This is a genomic window from Sphingobacterium sp. MAE, assembly GCF_056711605.1.
In genome coordinates, this window is sequence record NZ_CM160044.1 from 791547 (window position 1) to 813229 (window position 21683).

13 protein-coding genes are annotated in these 21683 nt (G+C 36.7%); 4 read left to right on the top strand and 9 right to left on the bottom strand.

The window, feature by feature from the left end:
• Positions 1 to 146: 146 nt before the first annotated feature.
• The 9 genes from AC06G9_RS03435 to AC06G9_RS03475 form a co-directional block, all read right to left on the bottom strand.
• Complete coding sequence (locus tag AC06G9_RS03435) at positions 147 to 2510, bottom strand: ABC transporter permease (protein WP_480957517.1); 2364 nt, start codon at positions 2508 to 2510, stop codon at positions 147 to 149.
• Between the two features lie 49 nt (positions 2511 to 2559).
• A complete protein-coding gene (locus tag AC06G9_RS03440; RefSeq protein ID WP_480957518.1) occupies positions 2560 to 4941 on the bottom strand; it encodes an ABC transporter permease in 2382 nt (793 codons plus the stop codon).
• 122 nt (positions 4942 to 5063) lie between these two features.
• Positions 5064 to 7436: an ABC transporter permease gene (locus AC06G9_RS03445; RefSeq protein ID WP_480957519.1), complete on the bottom strand. Its 2373-nt coding sequence runs from the start codon at positions 7434 to 7436 to the stop codon at positions 5064 to 5066.
• Between the two features lie 176 nt (positions 7437 to 7612).
• On the bottom strand, positions 7613 to 9736 hold the full coding sequence (locus tag AC06G9_RS03450) for an ABC transporter permease (RefSeq protein WP_480957520.1): 2124 nt from the start codon (positions 9734 to 9736) through the stop codon (positions 7613 to 7615).
• 61 nt (positions 9737 to 9797) lie between these two features.
• Positions 9798 to 10019, bottom strand: coding sequence for an ABC transporter permease (locus AC06G9_RS03455; RefSeq protein ID WP_480957521.1), 222 nt, complete (start codon positions 10017 to 10019; stop codon positions 9798 to 9800).
• Between the two features lie 54 nt (positions 10020 to 10073).
• On the bottom strand, positions 10074 to 12482 hold the full coding sequence (locus tag AC06G9_RS03460) for an ABC transporter permease (RefSeq protein WP_480957522.1): 2409 nt from the start codon (positions 12480 to 12482) through the stop codon (positions 10074 to 10076).
• A 47-nt stretch (positions 12483 to 12529) separates the two neighbouring features.
• Positions 12530 to 14935 carry an ABC transporter permease gene (locus tag AC06G9_RS03465; RefSeq protein ID WP_480957523.1) on the bottom strand — a complete coding sequence of 802 codons (2406 nt, stop codon included), beginning with the start codon at positions 14933 to 14935 and terminating at the stop codon, positions 12530 to 12532.
• 194 nt (positions 14936 to 15129) lie between these two features.
• Positions 15130 to 15819, bottom strand: coding sequence for an ABC transporter ATP-binding protein (locus AC06G9_RS03470; RefSeq protein ID WP_045755530.1), 690 nt, complete (start codon positions 15817 to 15819; stop codon positions 15130 to 15132).
• A gap of 85 nt (positions 15820 to 15904) precedes the next feature.
• On the bottom strand, positions 15905 to 17158 hold the full coding sequence (locus AC06G9_RS03475; protein WP_346570265.1) for an efflux RND transporter periplasmic adaptor subunit: 1254 nt from the start codon (positions 17156 to 17158) through the stop codon (positions 15905 to 15907).
• A 322-nt stretch (positions 17159 to 17480) separates the two neighbouring features.
• Here AC06G9_RS03475 and AC06G9_RS03480 point away from each other — a divergent pair, with 322 nt between their 5' ends.
• The 4 genes from AC06G9_RS03480 to AC06G9_RS03495 all read left to right on the top strand — a co-directional run bounded on the left by AC06G9_RS03480 (position 17481) and on the right by AC06G9_RS03495 (position 21577).
• Complete coding sequence (locus AC06G9_RS03480) at positions 17481 to 18788, top strand: TolC family protein (RefSeq protein ID WP_346570266.1); 1308 nt, start codon at positions 17481 to 17483, stop codon at positions 18786 to 18788.
• Between the two features lie 103 nt (positions 18789 to 18891).
• Positions 18892 to 19026 carry a hypothetical protein gene (locus AC06G9_RS03485; RefSeq protein WP_480957524.1) on the top strand — a complete coding sequence of 45 codons (135 nt, stop codon included), beginning with the start codon at positions 18892 to 18894 and terminating at the stop codon, positions 19024 to 19026.
• On the top strand, positions 19010 to 20254 hold the full coding sequence (locus tag AC06G9_RS03490) for a sigma-54-dependent transcriptional regulator (protein ID WP_480957525.1): 1245 nt from the start codon (positions 19010 to 19012) through the stop codon (positions 20252 to 20254). Before AC06G9_RS03485 ends, AC06G9_RS03490 begins: the two co-directional genes overlap by 17 nt.
• A gap of 3 nt (positions 20255 to 20257) precedes the next feature.
• Positions 20258 to 21577, top strand: coding sequence for a sensor histidine kinase (locus AC06G9_RS03495; protein WP_346570268.1), 1320 nt, complete (start codon positions 20258 to 20260; stop codon positions 21575 to 21577).
• Positions 21578 to 21683 lie beyond the last annotated feature (106 nt).

Genomic DNA, 21683 nt, shown 5'->3' on the forward strand with positions numbered 1-21683 from the left:
GTTGTCTTATTTTTGTTTTTAAAGTTCAATACCTAAGCCATTGTTTTAAATTGCTGTTTTTCAGCGTCTTAATCTATGTATTGGTCTTCTGTAAGTGTACGCTTTCGAACACTTAGCGTTCGTAAGCGTACATGTGAAGCATATTCTTATTCATTCCTTAGTGTATCTATAGGATTGGACAAAGCAGCTTTGATTGCTTGAAAACTTACGGTTACTAGCGTTATCAATAAAGCGATGCTCCCAGTGACGATAAAAATAGACCAGTTTATAGAGATACGATAAACATAATTTTCCAACCACTTCTCCATAAATAAGTATGCTAATGGTGCAGCTATGAGAAAACCAATTAATGTAAGCCAGATATATTCGGTAGATAAGAGTCTCCACAGACCAATTTCTGAAGCACCCAATACTTTGCGAATTCCGATTTCTTTTTCACGCTGTTCGGTCAGAAAGGAAACAAGAGCATAGAGCCCAAGGCATGAGATCAAGATTGCAAGACACGTAAATAGACTGGTTAGACTTCGAATCATTTCCATCTGCGTAAATTCTTTGGCATACGCTTGATCTGTAAAAGTATATTCAAATATAAGGTTCGGATCCGTTGCCATGAATTTTTCTCCAATAGCTTTAAGTGTTTGACTTTGATGCTCATAATCTTTCAAGCGAATGGTAATTTTGTTTTTCGGAAGAAAATCCAAGAAATACGCTGTAGGCGTGATCGACTTAAACGGAGATTCCGAAATGGTGTTTTCAATAACACCCAATATCTCATAAGTCTTTCCGCGTTTACTTAATGTGTTGCTATTCAACGATGTCAAACCCATAAATTTTGCAGCGGCTTCATTAATAATAACCCCAGACGAATCTGTTTTGAAATCTTTAGAAAAGTTTCGCCCTTTTAAGAAATTCCAGCCTACCGTATTGCCAAAGCTTTCATCAACTGTGCATATTCCCAATATAGAGCCCTCAATAGGATCATTACCTTCCCATGTAAACCCACCACCAGATAGTCCAAGTCTATTCACAAAACTCGAAGAAAGGGTTGCATCTTCAATAAGTCCTTTATTTTGTAAGTCTCTTTTGAGAACTTCAAAATTTTTCCTGATTTCTGGACTGCTGCTGATCACATTGATTAGGTTTTGGTTATTATAGCCGATCAGGCGTTCTTTGACATGGTACAATTGCTGTATAACCAAATAAGTGGCAATCATCATAAAAATGGAGATCGCAAATTGAATTACCACCATGACTTTACGTGGTTGAAATCTACCTTTGCTAAGTTGTAGTTTTCCTTTAAGAGCAAGAGTCGGGTTGAAGGAGGATAAAAATATAGAAGGGTAGATGCCTGCTAATAATCCGATTACAAAGATTGCCGCAAACGAAATAGCATAAAATAAAGGCGAACTTAATGGAAGTTCGAGCTGTGCATGTGTAAGTTTATTAATCCATGGTAATAGGAGGAGTGTGAATAGCATTGAAAATACAAACGAAATACCAACAGACCAAACGGATTCTACTAGAAAGCCTTGAATTAATTGTTTTCGATTGACGCCAAATGATTTGAGTACTCCGACTTCTTTACCTCTTTTTAGACTTCTGGCAGTGCTCAGGTTGATAAAATTGATACACGCCAATGAAAGGATCAAACAGCTGATTAATGCAATCATCCAAACGTATTGAATCTGTCCACCATTATTTTTACCATTTTTAAAAGACTCGTACAAATGCCATTTCTCCATAGGATGCAATAGTATTTCAGGATTGATATCGGTGAGTTTTGTTTTGAAAACCGCAGTCAATTTTGATTCAATAGTAGGAATCAGCTTACTATTGGTAACCTGCACATAAGTATTAAAGTAGCAATTGTTCCATCCAACAGCAATCCCTTCGTTTTTTGCTAAATAATCTGCAATCGGTAAAATATAGTCCAATTGGTAAAAAGTACTATTCTGAGGAAGATCTGCATATACCCCTTTAACGAGATATTGATCCTTTCCATTGAGCTGAACGATTTTTCCAATCGCACTTTGGCTTCCAAATAAGCGAGAAGCTAATGATTGCGATATGATGAATGTATTAGCGTCAGTAGGAGTGGAGACCTCACCCTCAATAGTTTGAAAACTAAAGATCTCCGAAAATTTACCTAAAGCATAGCAGCCACTGGCACTTAGTTTTTTATCCCCTGCTTTGAAAATGGTACTTTCCAATCCTGTTGATAAAGTGACTTGTTCCATTTCATCTTTAAAATCAGATTCGATCCATTTTGCCAATGGAATTGAGGTCGATGGATCGGTAGACATTTCGTCATTGAAAGTACCTGTGACCATGACTTGATAAATGGTATCGTAGTTTTGAAAGTTTTTATCAAAAGAAAACTGTTTCAATATCCAGAGGGTACTGATTAAAGCAACGGTAAAACCGAGAGCAAGACCGATGATATTGATCGTTGCGTTCCATGGATTACGTTTTATATGGCGTAGAGAAGTTTTAAAAAATAGCTTTATCATAATTCTTAATCAATTGTCTTATTGTAGGAATCTTTTTGATACTTGATAATTATTCGTCTCTTAAACTATTTGCAGGATTGATAATAGCAGCTTTAATAGATTGAAAGCTCACAGTAAGTGCCGTGATGAGCAATGTCAGAATTCCTGAAAATAAAAATATCGATATTGGTAGAGTTGTTCTAAAAGCAAACCCTTGGAGCCAGTCGGTAGCACAATATAAAGCAAGAGGAACTGCAATAATATTCGCTATAATTACTAAGATGAAAAACTCCTTATTAAGCATCCGTATAATCTGGAAAACAGTCGCGCCGAGCACCTTTCTAATACCAATTTCTTTTGTTTTTACCTGCGCCGTGTACGTACATAAACCTAAAAGACCTAAGCAAGAGATTAATATGGTTATGGCAGCAAAAAAATTAAATATGGTACCCTGCTTTTGTTCACTTGTGTATAGTTTTTGATAACTATCATCTAGAAAATTGTAAGTGAAAGGCATATCATTATAGTATTGCTTCCAAATTTTTTCCATAGCATTTATAGCAGCAACAGTTTCATTCTCTTTCGTTTTTATATAAAGCTGCCGAGAATTCTTGGGATTAAACTTAAAGACGATAGGTTCAATCTTCTGACGTACACTAGCATAATTAAAATCATTCACGACACCAATAATAGTTCCAGGCACAGTTCTGATTCTCAAACGAGTGCCAATAGGATTTTTTAAACCCATCTCTCTGACAGCTGTTTCATTGATGATAAAATGGGTAGAGTCTGCTAATGAACCCGTGAAATTTCGTCCCTCTACTAGTTTTATCTTAAAGAAATCGAGTGTATGTTGGTCTGAATGGGTGATACTAAACCATAAGTTTGACTTTGCAGGTTTTCCTTCCCAATCGTTATCTCCAGTAGCATCACCGCCGTGGATCATATCACGACCAAGTCGGATCACATCATTTATGCCTCCATTTTTTAACAATTCATTTCGGATAGCATCAAAATGTTCGCCCATTTTTGATCCCATAGGAACCGTGAAGATATGTTTTTTTTCGTAACCGAGATTTTTGTTTCGTATAAACTCTAGTTGACGCCCAATCACAATTGTCATGGTTATCAAAACAATAGAAACTGTAAACTGTAATACAACCAATACTTTTCTTGAACTTGATTTTTTCATGCCCAGGTTACCTTTTAAGACTTTGATCGGATCAAAAGTTGATAGTAGCATGGCTGGATAGATGCTAACTAAGATTAATGTTCCAACAAGCAAGATAAAAATGTACATCCATAAATGAATATTAGATAGATCCAGAGATATTTGTTTACCAGAGAAGGTATTAAAAATGGGCAAGAACATGAAAACAACAGCTATTGCAATGGTTACTGCAAAAAGAAATAATAACGTAGTTTCTATGATAAATTGAAAGAAAAGTTCTTTTTTTCCAGCTCCAATAATTTTTCGAATCCCAACCTCTTTGGCCCTATTTAAAGAACGTGCAGTTGAAAGGTTAATGTAATTAATACTCGCTATTGTTATAATCATCAGCGCGACACCCATAAAAATATGTACAGCACCGATACCCCCATCAGTACCATCCATACGGTACAAATGAACTTTAGACAATGGTTGTGCGACATAAGGTACAGGAGTATCTTCTGGTTTATTGCGTTCATGTATCTGCTGCAACTTTTTGGTTAAAGCAGTGAGGTTCGCGTGAGGAGTTAACAGCAGATAAGTTTCAAAGGAAAAACTAGACCAATCCATATCCATAGATGACAAATATGTTTTGTTGTCATAAGTGGTTTTGTTTTTTACATAGGCCTGCTCATTAAACCTCGAAAGGGGAAGAAGTACCTGTATTTGTAAACTTGAATTCTCAGGATAGTCTGCGATAACACCAGATACCATACAAAGTTCATCTAGACCTATCGTCAAAGTTTTACCTATGGGGTTTTCATTACCAAAATAACGACGGGCAGTACTTGCTGTGATGACAATTGAATTGTTGTCCGGAAAAGGCAACTTTTGATTGCCTTTTATTAAAGGAAAGCTAAACACAGAAAAATAACTTGGGTCTACAAAAGCAAAGCTTTTTTCGATAAATGTCTTTTCTTTATACTTGATGGGGCCGTCACCGATTTTGAATATACGTACAGCATCTTTTACTTCTGGAATCTCTTTTTTCGCAAAAGTACCAACAGGAGCAATGATACTCTCAAATATTTTTTTAGTTATTCCAGTTCCACCCTCAATACCAATTTTATAAATCATGCGCTCATTTTTATGAAATCGGTCAAAGGATAGTTCATCTTGTATCCAGAGCATCAGAAATATGCCTACGACTAATCCCGCAGACAATCCTAAAATATTAATGCACGTATAAAATTTGTTAGAGAAAATACTCCGCCATGCGATTTTGATATAATTCTTTATCATCTTTTTTTCGATTGTCAATCGTTGTACAATATTCTTTTTACTTAACAGACAAAGCCGTCGACTTCTGAAATCGACGACTTTGATCTTTACTTAACACTTAAACACCACTAATTAAACGATGATCACTCATCACGTAAACTATCGATCACATTTACCTTCGCAGCACGGATAGCCTGATAGCCAATTGTCATTCCTGCGATTAATAAAGCGATACTTGCTCCAACTAAAAAGATCCAGAGCCTCAATTCTGTTTTGAAACTAAAATTAGCCAACCATTCGTTTGAAAAATACCATGCAAGTGGCCCAGCTATTAGAATGGCAATACCTAATAATCCCACAAATTCTCTACCCAATAGCTTAACGATTTGTGCAATACTTGCTCCTAGAACTTTTCGGATACCAATTTCTTTGACTTTAGTTTGTGCTGAATTTGTCGCTAAAGCGAGGAGTCCAAGGGAAGAAACAAAAATAGCGATTGAAGCAAATATGTTAAAAAGGAGACCGGTACGTAAATCAGACTTATATAACTGATCAAATTTGCTATCTAAAAATGTGTATTCGAACGGTTTTTCCGAAGGATAACTATCATAGATCGCTTTAACTTTCTCAATTGCTTTTTGTGCATTTAAGGCTGTCGTCTTCACATATAGAGTACCCGCAAACCGGTGTGTCCAAAACACCATTGGACCTATCGGGTTTTTTAGATTATTGAAATTGAAATCCTTGACCACACCTACCACCATTCCAGGAACCTCATGTAATGACATTTGAGCGCCCAGATATGGCTTTTTTAAACCCATTTGTTTCGCCATAGTTTCATTGATGATATAACTTGAAGAGTCCGCAGGAGTACCTTTGATATTACCCCCCTCCACGAATTTCATACCCATTAAAGGAATAAAATTTTTGTCGATAGTAGCACGTCCAACAATAAGAGAATAATCTTTTGGACGGCTCGGCCAATCGATATCCCCAGTAGCATTGCCATAACTCATCGGATCATATAAACCGTTGATGGAGTAAGAAACAATAGCAGGATCGGCAGCAAGTTTGGTTTCTACTGTAGATTTATTTTCTACAGAACCTTCATTAAGCTGAACCGTGAAAATATATGACGTATCATATCCTAAATCATAATTACGGATGTATTTCATCTGTTTTTGGATGACCAAGGTGCATATAATCAGTATGATGGATATGGTGTATTGAAATACAACCAGACCTTTTCTAAAAATACTATTTTTTGGTTTGGACGATTTGCCTTTCAATGCCGCTATGGGTTTAAAAGATGACAGTTGTATGGAAGGATATATGCTCGACAATAATACCGTCAACAGCAGGGCAGATCCAATTAAAATCCACAATGCTGGATTATGGATATCAAATACCATTGATTTACCAGAAATACTGTTATATGCCGAAAATGATAATCCTACCCAGATCGCCGCCACAAAAGTGGCTAAGGTAAATGTCAGAAAAGTTTCTGCCATAAATTGAAAGAACAGCTGTTGACGGCTTGCGCCCACAATCTTTCGGATACTGACTTCTTTAGCACGATCCATCGCTCTGGCAGTGGAAAGATTCACATAGTTGATGGCGCCAATAAAAAGTAAGAGCAAAGCTACTACAGCAAATATCTGCACCATGCGTAAAGCCGATTTGTTCCCGTCAGGAGCAATTAAATGTTTATCAGCAAATGATCCAAGTTTAAAAGTTGTGTTGGTATTGCCTTCACGTGCCTGAATAAATCTGTTATTGATTTGTGTAATTGCTTGCTCCGGATCTGTTTCAGGACGTAACTTTAAATAAGTATCAAAGTAGTAATTTCCAAGATCCTCATCAATCGTCTTCCACACCCCATTACCTCCATTTTCTGTAAATGATTTAGCCAAATAAGCCATAGGAAAGATAGCATCGTATCTTAAAGATGAGTTTTGTGGTATATCCTGAAATACGCCTGTCACCAAGAAAGGAGTTTTCGCTAAGAGAAGCGTCTTACCGATTGCATCCTGTCCATTAAAAAGTTTTTTCTGAAGTGTTTCGCTAATCGCCACTTCATCTAGAGAAGTCAATATATTAGGCTTGCTGGATTGAATTAGTGGAAAGGAAAAAAAACTAAAAAATGAACTGTCAGCATAGGCTATAGAAAGGCCGCTATAAACATCTTTTTGATCCTTTAAGCTAATAATACCGGAATATTCTGGTGCTATTCTCACTGAGGATGCTACAGAAGGAACGTCCTGAGCGTAAAATCCAACGGGTCCCGGAGTGTTATTGGATATCTGCTCCTTATCACCACCTTTCCAAATATTATGAACATTGTAAATTTGTTTATAATCTTTGTGAAATCTGTCAAAACTAATTTCGTCCTGTACCCATAGCAAAATCAGGATTGCAGTTGCAATACTGATCGAAAGTCCTAAGATATTGATAACAGTATAAAACTTGCTTTTTTTCAGATTACGCCATCCAGCTTTGATATATTTAAAAATCATAATAATAGTTTTCGACAGTTTGCATTTTAGGTTTTTTATTTTCAAAATTTACAATGCCAATCCTTAAGCCATAATTTTAATGTGCTCATTTACAATTTTTTGTATTGTTAATGACAATTGTGTAAGTGTACGAATCCGAACACTTAGCGTTCACATGCGTACATATATGCTATTTACTACTGATCCCTCAAACTTTTTACAGGGTTAGCTCTTGCCGCTTTTAAAGCTTGGTAACTGACGGTCACAAAAGCAATGAGCAAGGCACTCACACCCGCTATGGCAAACATCCACCATTGCATATCAATATGGTATGCAAAATTGTTCAACCACTTGTTCATCGCCCAATAGGCGACAGGTATCGCAATACATATGGCTATGATAACCAGTTTAATAAAATCGATAGATAATAATTGTATAATGCCAAAAACACTAGATCCTAAAACTTTACGGATGCCAATTTCTTTGGTCCGTTGTTGTGCGGTATACGTTACCAATCCCAATAGGCCCAAACATGCTATAAAAAGAGCAAATCCTGAAAAAGTGGTGAAAATTCTTTGGAATCGATAATCCGCTTCATATTGACGTCTAAAACTCTGATCCAAAAATGTATAATTGAATGGAATTTGAGGAGCGACACCAGTCCAGATTTTCTCGATACGGGCAATAGTTTCTGGAAGATTTCCTTGTTGCAATTTGATCGTTATAAATTTGCTACTCCAAGGTGCTAAGCGTAAAGCAAGAGCTTCAACTTTGTTGTGCAGAGAGAGGTAGTTAAAGTCTTTTACAACTCCAATCACTTGTCCCTCTTTGCCCCATTGCGCAAAACGTTTTCCGATGATCTCTTGTGGATTGCTATAACCCCATAACTTAGCAGCAGCCTCATTAATAATTAAGGAGTGTGCACTGTCTGCAGGAAAATCTCGGGAATAAGCTCTTCCTGCAACCAATTCAATTCCCATATTTGGGATAAAATCGATATCTACTTCAAAGAGAGCTGGACTCAACATCGTCATTTTTCCTTCAGTAGATTCTATTTCTGTACCTGCATTAGGAAAAAATGCACCTGGAACACTACGCGATGATGATACTGCAATGACGTCCTTATCTCTTTTAAACGTGTTTTTAATCGCTTCTAAATTTTTATTGACGTCATTGTCAAAATTATAATCAATGACAAGCATCTGTTCTTGTTGAAAACCGAGATTGGTGTGCTGTAGATGATGCAATTGCGAAAAGACAATACAGGTTCCAGCAATAAGTACAATGGACAAGCCGAATTGGAAAACCACTAATCCTTTTCTTAAAAATTGTCCTCCAGCAGCAGTTTTAAATGTACCCTTTAGTACTTCAACAGGTTTAAAACGCGCTAAAATAAAAGCAGGATAACTTGCAGCAATAATACCGGTAATCGTTACAATGGCAAGGAAAATACTAAGTGTAGTCATATTGAATAGACTGCTCCATGCAAAATTTTTACCCGCAAAGGCTTCCATGGACGGAAGAAGTATAATAACCAATAGCAATGCCAGCAGTGCAGCGATAAAAACTAAAGCTAAAGATTCACACATAAATTGTAGGATCAAATTGCGATGGTTAGCACCAATTGCTTTGCGGACACCAACCTCTTTTGCTCTTTCCATGGATCGGGAAGTAGCCAAATTCATGAAATTGACACAGGCGATGAAAAGTATAAATAGACCTATGATAGCAAATATATACAGATTCTGTACACTGCCCGTTACACCTGGCTGTCTGCCTGCTGCCGAATGCATATAGGCATCTAGCATGGGTTCGAGATAGAAGTTAAACTTATCCTCCCTAGAGGCACCATGCTTTTTAAGAAATTGAGGAATTTTTTTATTGAAATTGGCTAGATTAAATTGATCAGAGACCAGCACATACGTATAAAAATCTACATACCCCCAAGAGTCAAAAATATCTGAACGTGCTTGTTTAAAGGTACTCATAGATAATAAAGCATCAAAAGTAAAATGAGAATTGGAAGGTACATCTTCAATAACCGCAGTGACCTTATATAGCCCTGGGTTAGCACGACCTGCTGTAAGTCCCCCTTCCAATGTTTTGCCAATCGGGTTTTCATTGCCAAAGTATTTTTTAGCCATACTTGCTGTTAGAACAGCAGTATAAGGAGCGGTCAAGGCTGTTTTTGGATTACCAGCCAATACTTTCCAGCTAAAAACGTCAAATGCCGTTGAGTCCATAAAAAAAACACGCTCTTCCTGAAACACCTTCTCTTTATTCTTTAAAGAAATGGATGTCACTCCAGAAAATTGAACCACATTTTTCACTTCAGGGAAATCTGCTTTTAAAGCAGGTCCTATTGGCGCAACTCCCCAGACATCATTGCGTGTGGTTTGCTCTTTTTTCTTCCCAGGAATTGATCACACGGTAAATCCGGTCTTTGTTTACATGGTATTTATCATAAGATAACTCATCATGAATATATAATACAATTAATAAGCAGCATGCTAACCCTATGGCTAGGCCAATGATGTTGATGGAAGAATAACCTTTGTTTTTCCAAAGATTTCTCCAAGCGATTTTTATATAGTTCTTGATCATTTTTAATAATTTAGAGTCGTGGTTTATTTCAGACTACATATACTTTGAATGGTTTTACTCATCTTTTAAACTATGGACAGGGTTGACTAATGCCGCACGTATAGCCTGTGAACTGACTGTCAATAGCGCAATCACAATAGCCAGAATTCCGGCAATCGCAAACATCCACCATTTGATATCAATGCGATAGGCAAAATCCTGTAACCACAAATTCATCATCCACCAGGCAATAGGAGAGGCAATGATGATCGAGATGACTACCAGTCGGATAAATTCAAAAGATAGCATGCGTGCAATGTCAGGAACACTGGCACCAATTACTTTTCTAATACCAATTTCCTTTTTACGTTGGTTTGTCGTGAATATAGCTAAACCCAATAATCCAAGACAAGCCACAAAAATGGTCAGGGCTGCAAAAATGGTTAAGAGCTGACCCGTTTTAAGTTCCGATTGATACGTCTGATTATATCGCTCATCAAGAAAAGAATAATCGAAAGGAAGATCTGAAGGAAATGCTTGGTAATGTTTTTTTACTGTTGCCAATAATTTTTCCATGTTTGTCGCTTTTGTTTTGATAATCAAATTTCCCGCTTGATCACTCAATACCATCACCAGAGGCGCTATAGTCTCATGTAACGGTTTGAAATGAAAATCCTCAACCACACCAATAACCTGCAGCACCTTATTATCTTTATTGATCAGTGTCCTTCCTATAATGTTGTCTTTCCAACCCAGATTTTTAGCTGCTGTCTCATTAATCACTACCGAAAGACTGTCGTTGCCATATGCCTTTGAAAAATTACGTCCCTCTTTGATCTTCATGCCCATTGCAGGAATGTATTGTTCATCGACGTCATAGCGAAGTGTTTTCACCCACTGATTTGGATTTTCTTTCGGATAGATAAAGAAATTGTTATTGTAGCTATCACCTGCCGGTAAGTAGGAGGAATGAGAGATGTGCATGATGCGACTATCTTGAGCGAGCCGCTCAGCAAATGCTTTTTCATTTGCCCCCAAAGGCCAGCTTTGTACGATAATTACATTTTCTTTATCATATCCCAATTTGATATGGCGCATATAATCCAACTGACGGCTCACGACCACTGTACAGAAAATCAATCCAACAGAAATCATAAATTGAAAGACAACCAAGCCACTTCTTAAGCTCAATCCTTTTTCAGAAAGGTTCAGCCTGTTCCTTAATATCGATAAGGGGTTGTAAGATGATAAGTATAATGCAGGGTAACTGCTGGAAAATAATCCGATCAGTAGGCCAAAACCAATTAAAAACGGAATGGTGGTGAAAGGGGAAAGCTGTGTTATTCCTAAAGATTTACCCGAAAAGTGATTGAATAAAGGAAGGGCAACAACAACAATACAGACAGCTAAAAGTAAAGCAATATACGTGATTAAAATACCTTCCGTGAAGAACTGGATTAACAGTTTTTGTTTTCCAGCTCCCAATACTTTTCTTACCCCAACCTCCTTAAATCTTCTGGATCCGTTAGCAGTAGATAGATTCATAAAATTGATCGTAGCGATCAATAACATAAAGAGTCCAATAACACCAAAAATATAAAGATATTTGATATTTCCGGAGGGACTTAAATCATAGACGAAATCTGAATGTAAATGAATGTCAGTTAAAGGTTGTAAGTAAAGTCCGATTTTATTTCCAGTCTTTTTATACTCTTCGTAACTCATTCCGAAACCCGCCATAAACTGTGGCCCGACATGCTTATCAAATAGAGTAGCAAGTTTGGTTTCTACCTGTCTGATCGCAGCATCTTTTTTCAATAAGGCATATGTATAATATTCAGAAGTCATCCACGAGGTGGATTTTGCATCTTCGAGCGCTTCGATAGAAGTGAAAATATCAAAATTGAAATGAGAATTTTTGGGTATATCTTGCATGACACCCGTTATTTTTAGAATAGATTCATTTCCTTTGATCGGCAGTTCTTTGCCGATCACATCAATGGTATTGAAATATTTTCTAGCCATCGTTTCACTTATGATGGCGGTATTTGGTTGTGTTAGAGCCGTTAAATGATCGCCCTTTAAAAGCGGTAATGTAAATATGCGAAAGAAAGCAGCATCGACGTAGGCCAAATGTTCGTCGTGGAACACTTGATCTCCCACCATAAAGAGTGGAGCGCCTCCGATTCGCAGACGAGCAGTTTCTTCTATATCTGATGATAATTCAGCCTTCATCGTAGATGCTACAGGAGGCATAACATGTGCTTCTTTGAGATCACCGCCCTTTACTTTACCCTTAAATACCACACGCACGATACGGTCGGCATGGTTATTAAAACGGTCATAACTGAGCTCATCGGTAATATACAGACTGATCAGCAAGCAGGTGGCGATACCTAGAGCCAATCCACAGATATTAATTAAGGAAATAGTAATATTCCGCTTTAGGTTTCGCACTGCTATTTTAATGTAGCTCTTGATCATGGCTGCTATATAGTTAAAATGTTAATTTTAATCGCTTACTTTTGCCTTTATTCATCTCTTAAGCTTTCTACAGGATTAGCTCTTGCTGCTTTGATGGAATGGTAACTCATGGTGATAAATGCAATAATCAACGTAATGACCGCTGGGATGGCAAACATCCACCAGCTCAGATTAATTTTGTAGGCAAAATCATTCAACCAATGGTGCATCGCCCACCACGCAATCGGTGAAGCTATCAGAATAGAGAGGAAAATTAATTTGAGATATTCCTTAGATAGTAATTGGACAATTCCCGAAATTTTGCTACCCAATACTTTTCGGATTCCGATTTCCTTTGTGCGCTGGGATGTCGTTATCGTCACTAGTCCAATAAGGCCTAAGCAACTTAGTAGGATGGTGATCGAAGTAGAAAGATTGATTATTTTTGAAAACTTTGTGTCATTTTCGTATTGATTTTTGATCTGCTGGTCATAAAATTCATATTTAAAAGGAGCATTCGGATAGTATTTTTTCCATTCCTTTTCAATCTGTTGCAAAGCAGATGACCATTTTTCTTGATGGTCTGGCAATTGGACACTAATCGTTTTTAATTGGCCTTTTTTGTTTGAAGGTCTCAGTTCTAAAGGACCAATTTTACTGTGCATATTCTTGCTATGAAAATTATCGATCACCGTAACGATTTGCCTATCCTTGTCATCGAGCTTAACGAAAGAACCAATAGCCTCCGAGGCAGACTTGAATCCTAGTTTTTCAACAGCAACTAGATTTAGAGCTATACCTGAAGTACTATCCGCTAGTTTGATCTCTCGACCAGCTAGAATCCGTATATCATATAATTTAAAATAATCTTCATCGATAAACTTAAACTGATGGTTAATCCGTATTTCTCCGGTATCACTTTTTGCAACGATTGAATTGCCCCAATGATCAGAACTCATCGGAAGGTGACCTAATGAAACACGTTTGATAGCCGAAAGCCCAGTCAATGCATGTTTATAAGTAAAAGGATCCGTGTCCGCATTTTGATAACTTTTGTAGGGCAGCTGCATGGTAATAATTGCGTCCTTATTAAACCCAAGTTTACTATTTAACGAATGTTTAAGTTGCATTCCGATAATAAATGTGGAGACAACAAATACCTGAGCAATCACAAATTGAAATACGATCAGCGCTTTTCTTAAGGACAAGCCACCCATATTTACTTTACTACCCCCCGTAATTTTAATAACTTCTGATATTCTAACTTTATTAATGAGGAGGGCAGGATACCAACTTGATAGGAGAGTGATCAAAATTGTTGTTCCAGCTATAAATAAGAGTACCGTTAAGTTGTCAGCAAAATTGTACATTTCTTTAGGAATGTAAGAACTTAAAATGGTTTGGATAAATTGGACTAATGGCCACGATAATAAGAGAGCCAAGATAGCGATGATAAATGTCTCCAGAAAAAAAATGAAGGTTATTCTTTTTTGACTTTCACCCAACGTTTTTCTGATACCTATTTCTTTTGCTCTATGAGGGACTTGTGCTGTTGTTAGATTGATATAGTTGATACAGGCAAGGACCAATAAAAAGATTCCGATACCAATAATACCATACATTGTTTTTTTGTCAGTACTTTCTTGTGCGAATGATGTAAAATGTAATTCGGATAGCGGAATTACATTTGCAGACATGCTGAAACCATACTTTTTAAATTCCTCATGGGTCATTTCATGAGCTTTAGCATTAATCGACTTTAATAGCGGTGTGATCACCTGGTTCGATTTGATTTTAATAAACAATTGCCAATCCGAATTTGAATTTGTCCAAGTGGTACTGTTCCAATCTTTCGATGGAATTTGAATAAATTCTTTTCCAATAAAACTACTTGGGTAAGTTAAGTCTTCCACGATTCCAGTAACAGTAAATAAGGTACTATCGTAGGATAAGGTTTTACCCATAATATTTGCTAATTCCTGCTTAGGAAAGTATAATTTTGCTCTTGATTCAGTCAACACCACCTCATTAGGTTGCTTAAACACATGGTCTTTATTTCCCTGTAGCCACCTGTAATCAGTTAACTTGAAATAATCTGAAGTAGTACCAAAAATATTTTTTTGATCTTCAAATATTAATGGATTATTAGCTTGATTTGGTCGGCTAACTCGTTCAAAATATTGGTTGAAAATAGGAACAGATAGGGCCATATCAGATAAATTATCCTTTACAAATGCGGGTAATGGAGCTGGAATTCCATCAAAATTATCCGTTTTGTTGTTTTCAAGATAGCTCGTATGGACTTTGTAAATTAATTCTTTATCAGGTTGTTTTTGATCAAAACTAAATTCATAATTGACAATACGGAATATCACCCAGCATGCACTGATACCGATAGATAATCCGACGATATTAAGTAAGGTAAAGAGGCGGTTACGCCATAATTGTCTGAAAATTAATTTAAAATTGTTCATTACATTTAGGTTTACTTTGTCCAGAGCATAGCACTCTAGGCAGTTTTATTTGTTGGTTTTTAAATCAAATTATCCTATACGGTTAGTGATTGTAATTTATCCTGCCATCAGTTCATGCAGATTACACAGTAGCAACGGCTTTATCTATAGATCCGTAATACATATTTTCCCCTTTTGATTAACCGATTTCAACTTTATCCATTTTGTTTTAGTGCAGATGTCTCCATGATCACCTGACCATCGAGCATACGGATTACGCGGTCAGAAAATTTGGCATCATGCTCACTATGGGTTACCATAACGATGGTTGTTCCTGCTTCATTTAGTTCTGTTAATAACTGCATGACCTCGTTACCATTGTTGGAATCTAAGTTACCTGTAGGCTCATCGGCAAGTATCAGTTTTGGGTTATTAACTACAGCTCGGGCTACGGCTACACGTTGCTGCTGACCTCCAGAGAGTTGTTGCGGAAAGTGGTTGCGTCGGTGCATGATCTGTACTTTCTCCAGTACCTCTTCAACACGGCGTTTACGCTCTGCTGCAGGCACATTGGTATATACTAAAGGCAGTTCTACGTTTTCAAATACGGTCAATTCATCAATAAGGTTAAAACTTTGGAATACAAAACCAATATTATGCTTGCGTAAATCTGAACGGCCACGTTCTTTGAACTTAGCCACTTCGATGTCATTAAACAGGTAGCTTCCTTCATCCAAATCATCCAGAAGCCCGATAATATTGAGCAGCGTAGATTTGCCACATCCAGAAGGTCCCATGACAGCAACAAATTCACCTTCCTTAACGTGGATATTCAAATTGTTGAGTGCCACTGTTTCAACTTCTTCTGTACGGTAGTACTTTTGGAGATTGCTAATTTTGATCATATTTTTTGTGCTCATATCTTAGTTTATGTTTTAAATTTTAATCATTGATTTATGGGATTTTAAATGTTCCCTGGATCTAATGTCCCTATTTTTTTATATTCAATTCTTGTACTTTATCATAAGTCTCATAGCTGGAAACGATTACTTTATCTCCAGGTTGTAAACCTTTGATGACTTCATAGTATTCCGGATTTTGCCTTCCCAATTGAATGTCAACACGGTAAGCGGTAGTTCCATTTTTATCCAATTTGAAGATCCAGTTACCACCAGTCTGCTGATAAAAACCTCCTTTTGCAAGCAATACCGCTTTCGTTTCGTCGCTCAAAGCTAATCTGATCTGTAAAGTCTGCCCTCTACGAATACCTTTAGGTACTTCATTGACAAATTCCATATCGACTTGAAAACGACCATTAGTTACTTGCGTATATACTTTTTTGATTTTTAATTTATATGCTTTATCACCAATGGTGAACTCGCCTTGTAGATCCGGAAATATGCGATTGATGTAATGTTCGTCAATATCAGCACGAACTTTAAATCCTGTCAGTACGTCAATCTGTCCCAGACGTTCACCTGCATTTTTATTCTGTCCTATCTCTGCATCAAATGATGTTAATTGACCGTCTACTGGAGAACGTACAATCAAATCTCCAATTTTTCGCTTCATTAATTCCAAAGCACTTTGTGTACGTTGATAAGTCTCTTTATCTTGATGTGCTTTTTGATTGGTCGATACCTCATCCTGTCTTAGGATTTGTTTCGTTAAATTAACACGTTCTTTTTGATAGTTATAATCATTTTTTGATTTTTCAAATTCTTGTGATCCAATCGCTTTTTCATTTAGTAGCTTTTGATTTAATCGATAAATACGTTCAGCTTCTTTATAAGCCTGTTCCACATCCGCCATCTGATTGCGGTTATTGATCGAAACCTGTTGTGCATTGGTTTGAGCAATCTGCGATTGTGTCAAGAGGTTTAATACCTGTGTTTCATATTGAATAAGACTAAGTTCCTGATCCGTATTGGACAACCGCATGATTGGATCCCCTTTTTTTAATATTGTGCCATCTTCTACATATTTTTCCTCCACACGGCCTCCAACAGAAGCATCCAAATAAATACTGCTAATAGGAAGAACTGATCCATTAATTGGAATAAATTCTTGAAAATTGTCTTTTTTAATCTCAACGATGGAAATACGGTCTGCTTCTACATTAAGCTTACTTTTGCCACTTGTAAAATAAAAGCTTGCAGCGATAAGGCCGACCAGACCTGTAATTCCAACTAAGGTTAATATACGTTTGTTATTCCATTTCTTCTTTTCTAAAGCTCTATCCATAATGCTTTTCAATTTTCTTATTATCTATGAAAGATGTGCCATAAATGTAATGTGTTGATATTCATTTTGTTATTTGGTTTTGTCGGTTTATCTACTGTTCGTAATCGAACACTAATTGTTCGTCAACGTACAACTTGTAAATTATGCTGTTGAAAATAATTTTTTAATAAAGAGATTGACATCCGTATTCAGGTGTTCGAAAGCGAACACCTGAATGTACGAAGATGAACATATATACTTCATGTTTATTGTTATTTGATTGATAATTAATGTGTTATTGGTTTGGCATGGGCTGTGGGTAAAGATTTGGAAAATATGATATATGAAACAAATCTTGATATACAGTTTGTGTCTTCTTTGTAGCTTGACTTTTCTGCATGCACAAGTTCAACAACGGTCGTTGAACGAGTGCATACAATTAGCTGTAAAAGCAAATCCTACTTTAATGCAAAATGAATTAGATGTAAAACGGGCGGATATTAATTTAAAGCAGGCAAAAGCTAATCGATTGCCAGATGTCAACGCAAATTTAAATCATGCCTTTAGTACTGGACGTATTCTGGATAAGGCTGTTAATCAATACACAACAACAAATAATTCATCCGGAGGTTCATCTCTTGGAGTTAGTATTCCCGTATTTAATGGATTTCGAATTTTGCATGATGTTCGGATGAAAGCCGACGCCAAAGTAGCGAGTAAATTGGAATTCGATTCGCAGATCAATACTCTTAAATTGGACGTAATCGAAGCATTTATCCAAATATTAACCGCACAAGATGTGCTGAAACAATCAGAACTGCAAACTGATGTAACGAGGGAGCAAGTGCGGAGAGCAGAGGTTTTACATAAAGAAGGAGCAATTAATCCTGGAGACTATTTTGATTTGAAGGGTCAATTGGCAAATGATATTAACGCCATTGACAATAATAAACAGGTCTTATATCTCAACAGGCTAAAGTTGGCAAATCTGCTAAATTTGGATGAAACAAGTTTGGGTGAGTTGAGGCCATTAGAATTTAAACAGGATGCCGAACTACGAACAGCTGCTCAATTATTTAATACTGCAAGTGAAAATTTGCCTAACATTCCAGCATTGGATTGGCGTATCAAAGCTGCTGAGCGTAATATCAAAGTAGTGAAAGCAAGTTATTGGCCTTCACTGTCATTAAATGCAGGTTTATCAACGAATTATTCGAATGCAGCCGATTTTGGATATTTGAAACAATTTAATAATAACCTTGGAAAATCAATTTCTTTAAATCTAAACATCCCAATTTTTAATCATTTGGCAGTTTATAATCAGGTTAAATTGGCTAGGCTTGATTTGGAAACGGCCAAATTTCAAAAAGATATAGCTTTAAATGACTTGCGTCAGGAAACAGCTAAAGCAGTTTTTAATTTAAAAAACGTCAGCAATAATATTGTGCAGCTGCAAGAACAACAGCAGAGTTATTCCGAATCATTTCGTATCGCACAAGTACACTTTGAAGCAGGGAATAGTAATTCGGTATTATTTTTAACCGCAAAAAACAAACTGGATAGCAGTCAGATCCAACTCCTGGTCAAACAGTATGAATGGCTGTTGCAAAAATATATCAATGATTATTATGCAGGTGCGTTAAATTTATAGTTACCTTAGTGTCTAAATGAAACCTGTATGGGCATTCCTCATAAAAGTATGATCATAATTTGCTCATGATAGTCTCATTGCCCATAAAGAACAAATTATTTTAATGAAAAAAGCAGCAGTTTTAGTCGTCGATGATGACCATGATTTATTAACAGCCGCACGGATTTTACTCAAACCTAAGGTGAGCCATGTGCAGGTAGAATCCAATCCAGAAAAATCTGATGAGTCATTTAGATAAAATGTCTTATGATGTGGTTTTGTTGGACATGAATTTTAAGAGTACCATTAATACTGGTAATGAGGGTTTATTTTGGTTGTCCAAGATCAAGGAAAAATATCCAGCAATTCGAGTCATCATGATCACCGCTTACGGAGCCGTTGATTTAGCAGTCAAATCACTTAAGCAGGGCGCCTCAGATTTTGTCGTAAAGCCCTGGATCAATGAACAATTATTGGCAACCATAGAAAATACACTGACAGAAAATAAAAATCGAGATAAAAAGGTTAAAAATTCCCTACTCACCAACGATGGTACTCCAGACTTGATCGGAAGGTCGGTCGTCATGGACGAGTTGCAATATAAGCTAGAGAAAATTGCACCAACTGACGCTAATATTCTTATTTTAGGAGAAAATGGTACTGGAAAGGATCTGATAGCGCAAGCCATCCAAAAGCGTTCCCTCCGTTGCAATGATGTGTATGTAAAGGTTGATGTAGGCTCATTGACAGAAAGCCTATTTGAAAGTGAATTGTTCGGATATAAAAAAGGAGCTTTTACTGATGCACGAGAAGATCGTCAGGGCAGGTTTGAAACAGCTAATGGCGGAACCTTATTTTTGGACGAAATCGGTAATATTTCTTTGCATCAACAATCCAAGTTATTGACTGTACTCCAGAATCGTTATGTGACACCGCTAGGATCACATCAGATGATACCTGTTGATATCCGTCTGATCACAGCTACAAATGTAGCTTTGAAAGTGCTTGCCGATGAAAATAGATTTAGAAAAGATTTGATTTACCGTATCAATACGGTGGAAATTCAGGTTCCTCCTTTAAGACAAAGGGGAGATGATATTCAACTCTTGGCAGAGCATTTTTTAGCCGTTTATGCTAAAAAATATAATAAACGTATCGACGGATTTGAGTCTGATGCCTTAAAAAAATTATTCTCTTATCATTTTCCTGGTAACGTTCGTGAATTGCAATATAGTATCGAACGAGCGGTAATTATGGCTGATCAGTCGAGCATCAGAGGTAATGATATCTTTTTTTCTCCTATAGAGCAACAAGTCGAAGAAAGTCCTTTTGAAACAAATATTGCAGGTACAAATTTAGAAGAATTAGAACGAAAAGCCATCAAATCAGCTATTGAACGATTTAATGGAAATATAAGTAAGGCAGCAAAAGAACTGGGACTGACTCGGGCAGCTCTTTATAGAAGATTGGAGAAATATGATATCTAACCTATGAAAGGTAATCGATTTATTAATGTAATTAAACTTCTTTTTTTATTAGTCGGATGTACTGTAGCGTCCTACTTCGTATTTAAGGGATGGTATACGTACGCTGTATTCCTTTTTTTGTTCATTTCTGGTTTCGCCTATCGCTTTTATCAACAGATACATTATCTATCAAAGCAACTCGTCGAGTTTTCTGAAGCGGTAAAATACCACGACTTTACCCGCAGATTTGTCGTTAAAAATCCAAAATCAACAGAAGGAAAGCTTTTTACTGCTTTTAATCAGATCAATGATACATATAAAGAGATTAGTATAGATAAGGAGATCCAGCATCAATATCTGGATCGGGTGATCAATATGCTGAATTCTGCTATTATCTTTTATCAATTGGATACGGGTAAAGTAATGTGGGTAAATGATGCTTTCAAACAATTGTTTCATATGCCGCATTTAGGTAATATCTCTGCCCTTAAAAAAAAGCATGAAGAACTTTATGAAAAAACGATGCGCTTGGATGTTGGGCAGCAACAGATGGAATCTGTTCAATCGAATAAAGGAAAAATAAAGTTGCTTATTCAAAGTTCTAGCTTCGAAACACAAGATGCGGTATTTCGAATTGTCGTTTATCAAAATATCAATGAAGCAATGGATGAAACTGAAACAAAAGCATGGCAAAAGCTTTTAAGGGTATTGACACATGAAATCATGAACTCGATTGCTCCCATAAGTTCACTCGCTGAAACGCTAAATGGAAGACTAAATCACTTCAGAGGTGTGGAAGATATTGAAGATTTGAAAGTCGGTATTTCTACAATTCAAAGAAGAAGTCAAGGGCTGTTACATTTTGCGAAAAGCTATCGGATGATCAATAAGGTAGATGAGCCTTTGCTTACACCTATTGCTGTTGCTCAGCTTTTTGAACATATCTATCAATTATTGGAACCGACCATCATTCAGAAGAATGTAGATGTTGATATTATACTTAAGAATACCAGATTAGTGTTGCACGCAGATGTTAATTTGATCGAACAGGTTATCATCAATTTGATGCTTAATGCGATCGATGCTGTGAAATCAAAAGATGATGCCTATATCAGTCTTTCTGCCATAGAGATGGATGGTAAAATACAGATACGGATAGAGGATAATGGTATTGGTATAGCTGCGGATTTACAAGAACAGATTTTCACACCTTTCTTTACAACAAAAAAAACTGGAACAGGAGTTGGATTAACATTAAGTAAGCAAATTATGCTTTTGCATAAAGGGACGATCTTTGTAAATAGTGAAGAAGGAAAAGGAAGTGTCTTTATTTTGCAATTTTAGATCATCCTTACAATATATTATCTTAATCGCTAACAGTTCTCCACTGGTTAGCCTTTGTGCTTCTGCATTTTCTAATCGGCCATCCTAAAATGTTCCATGTGAAATA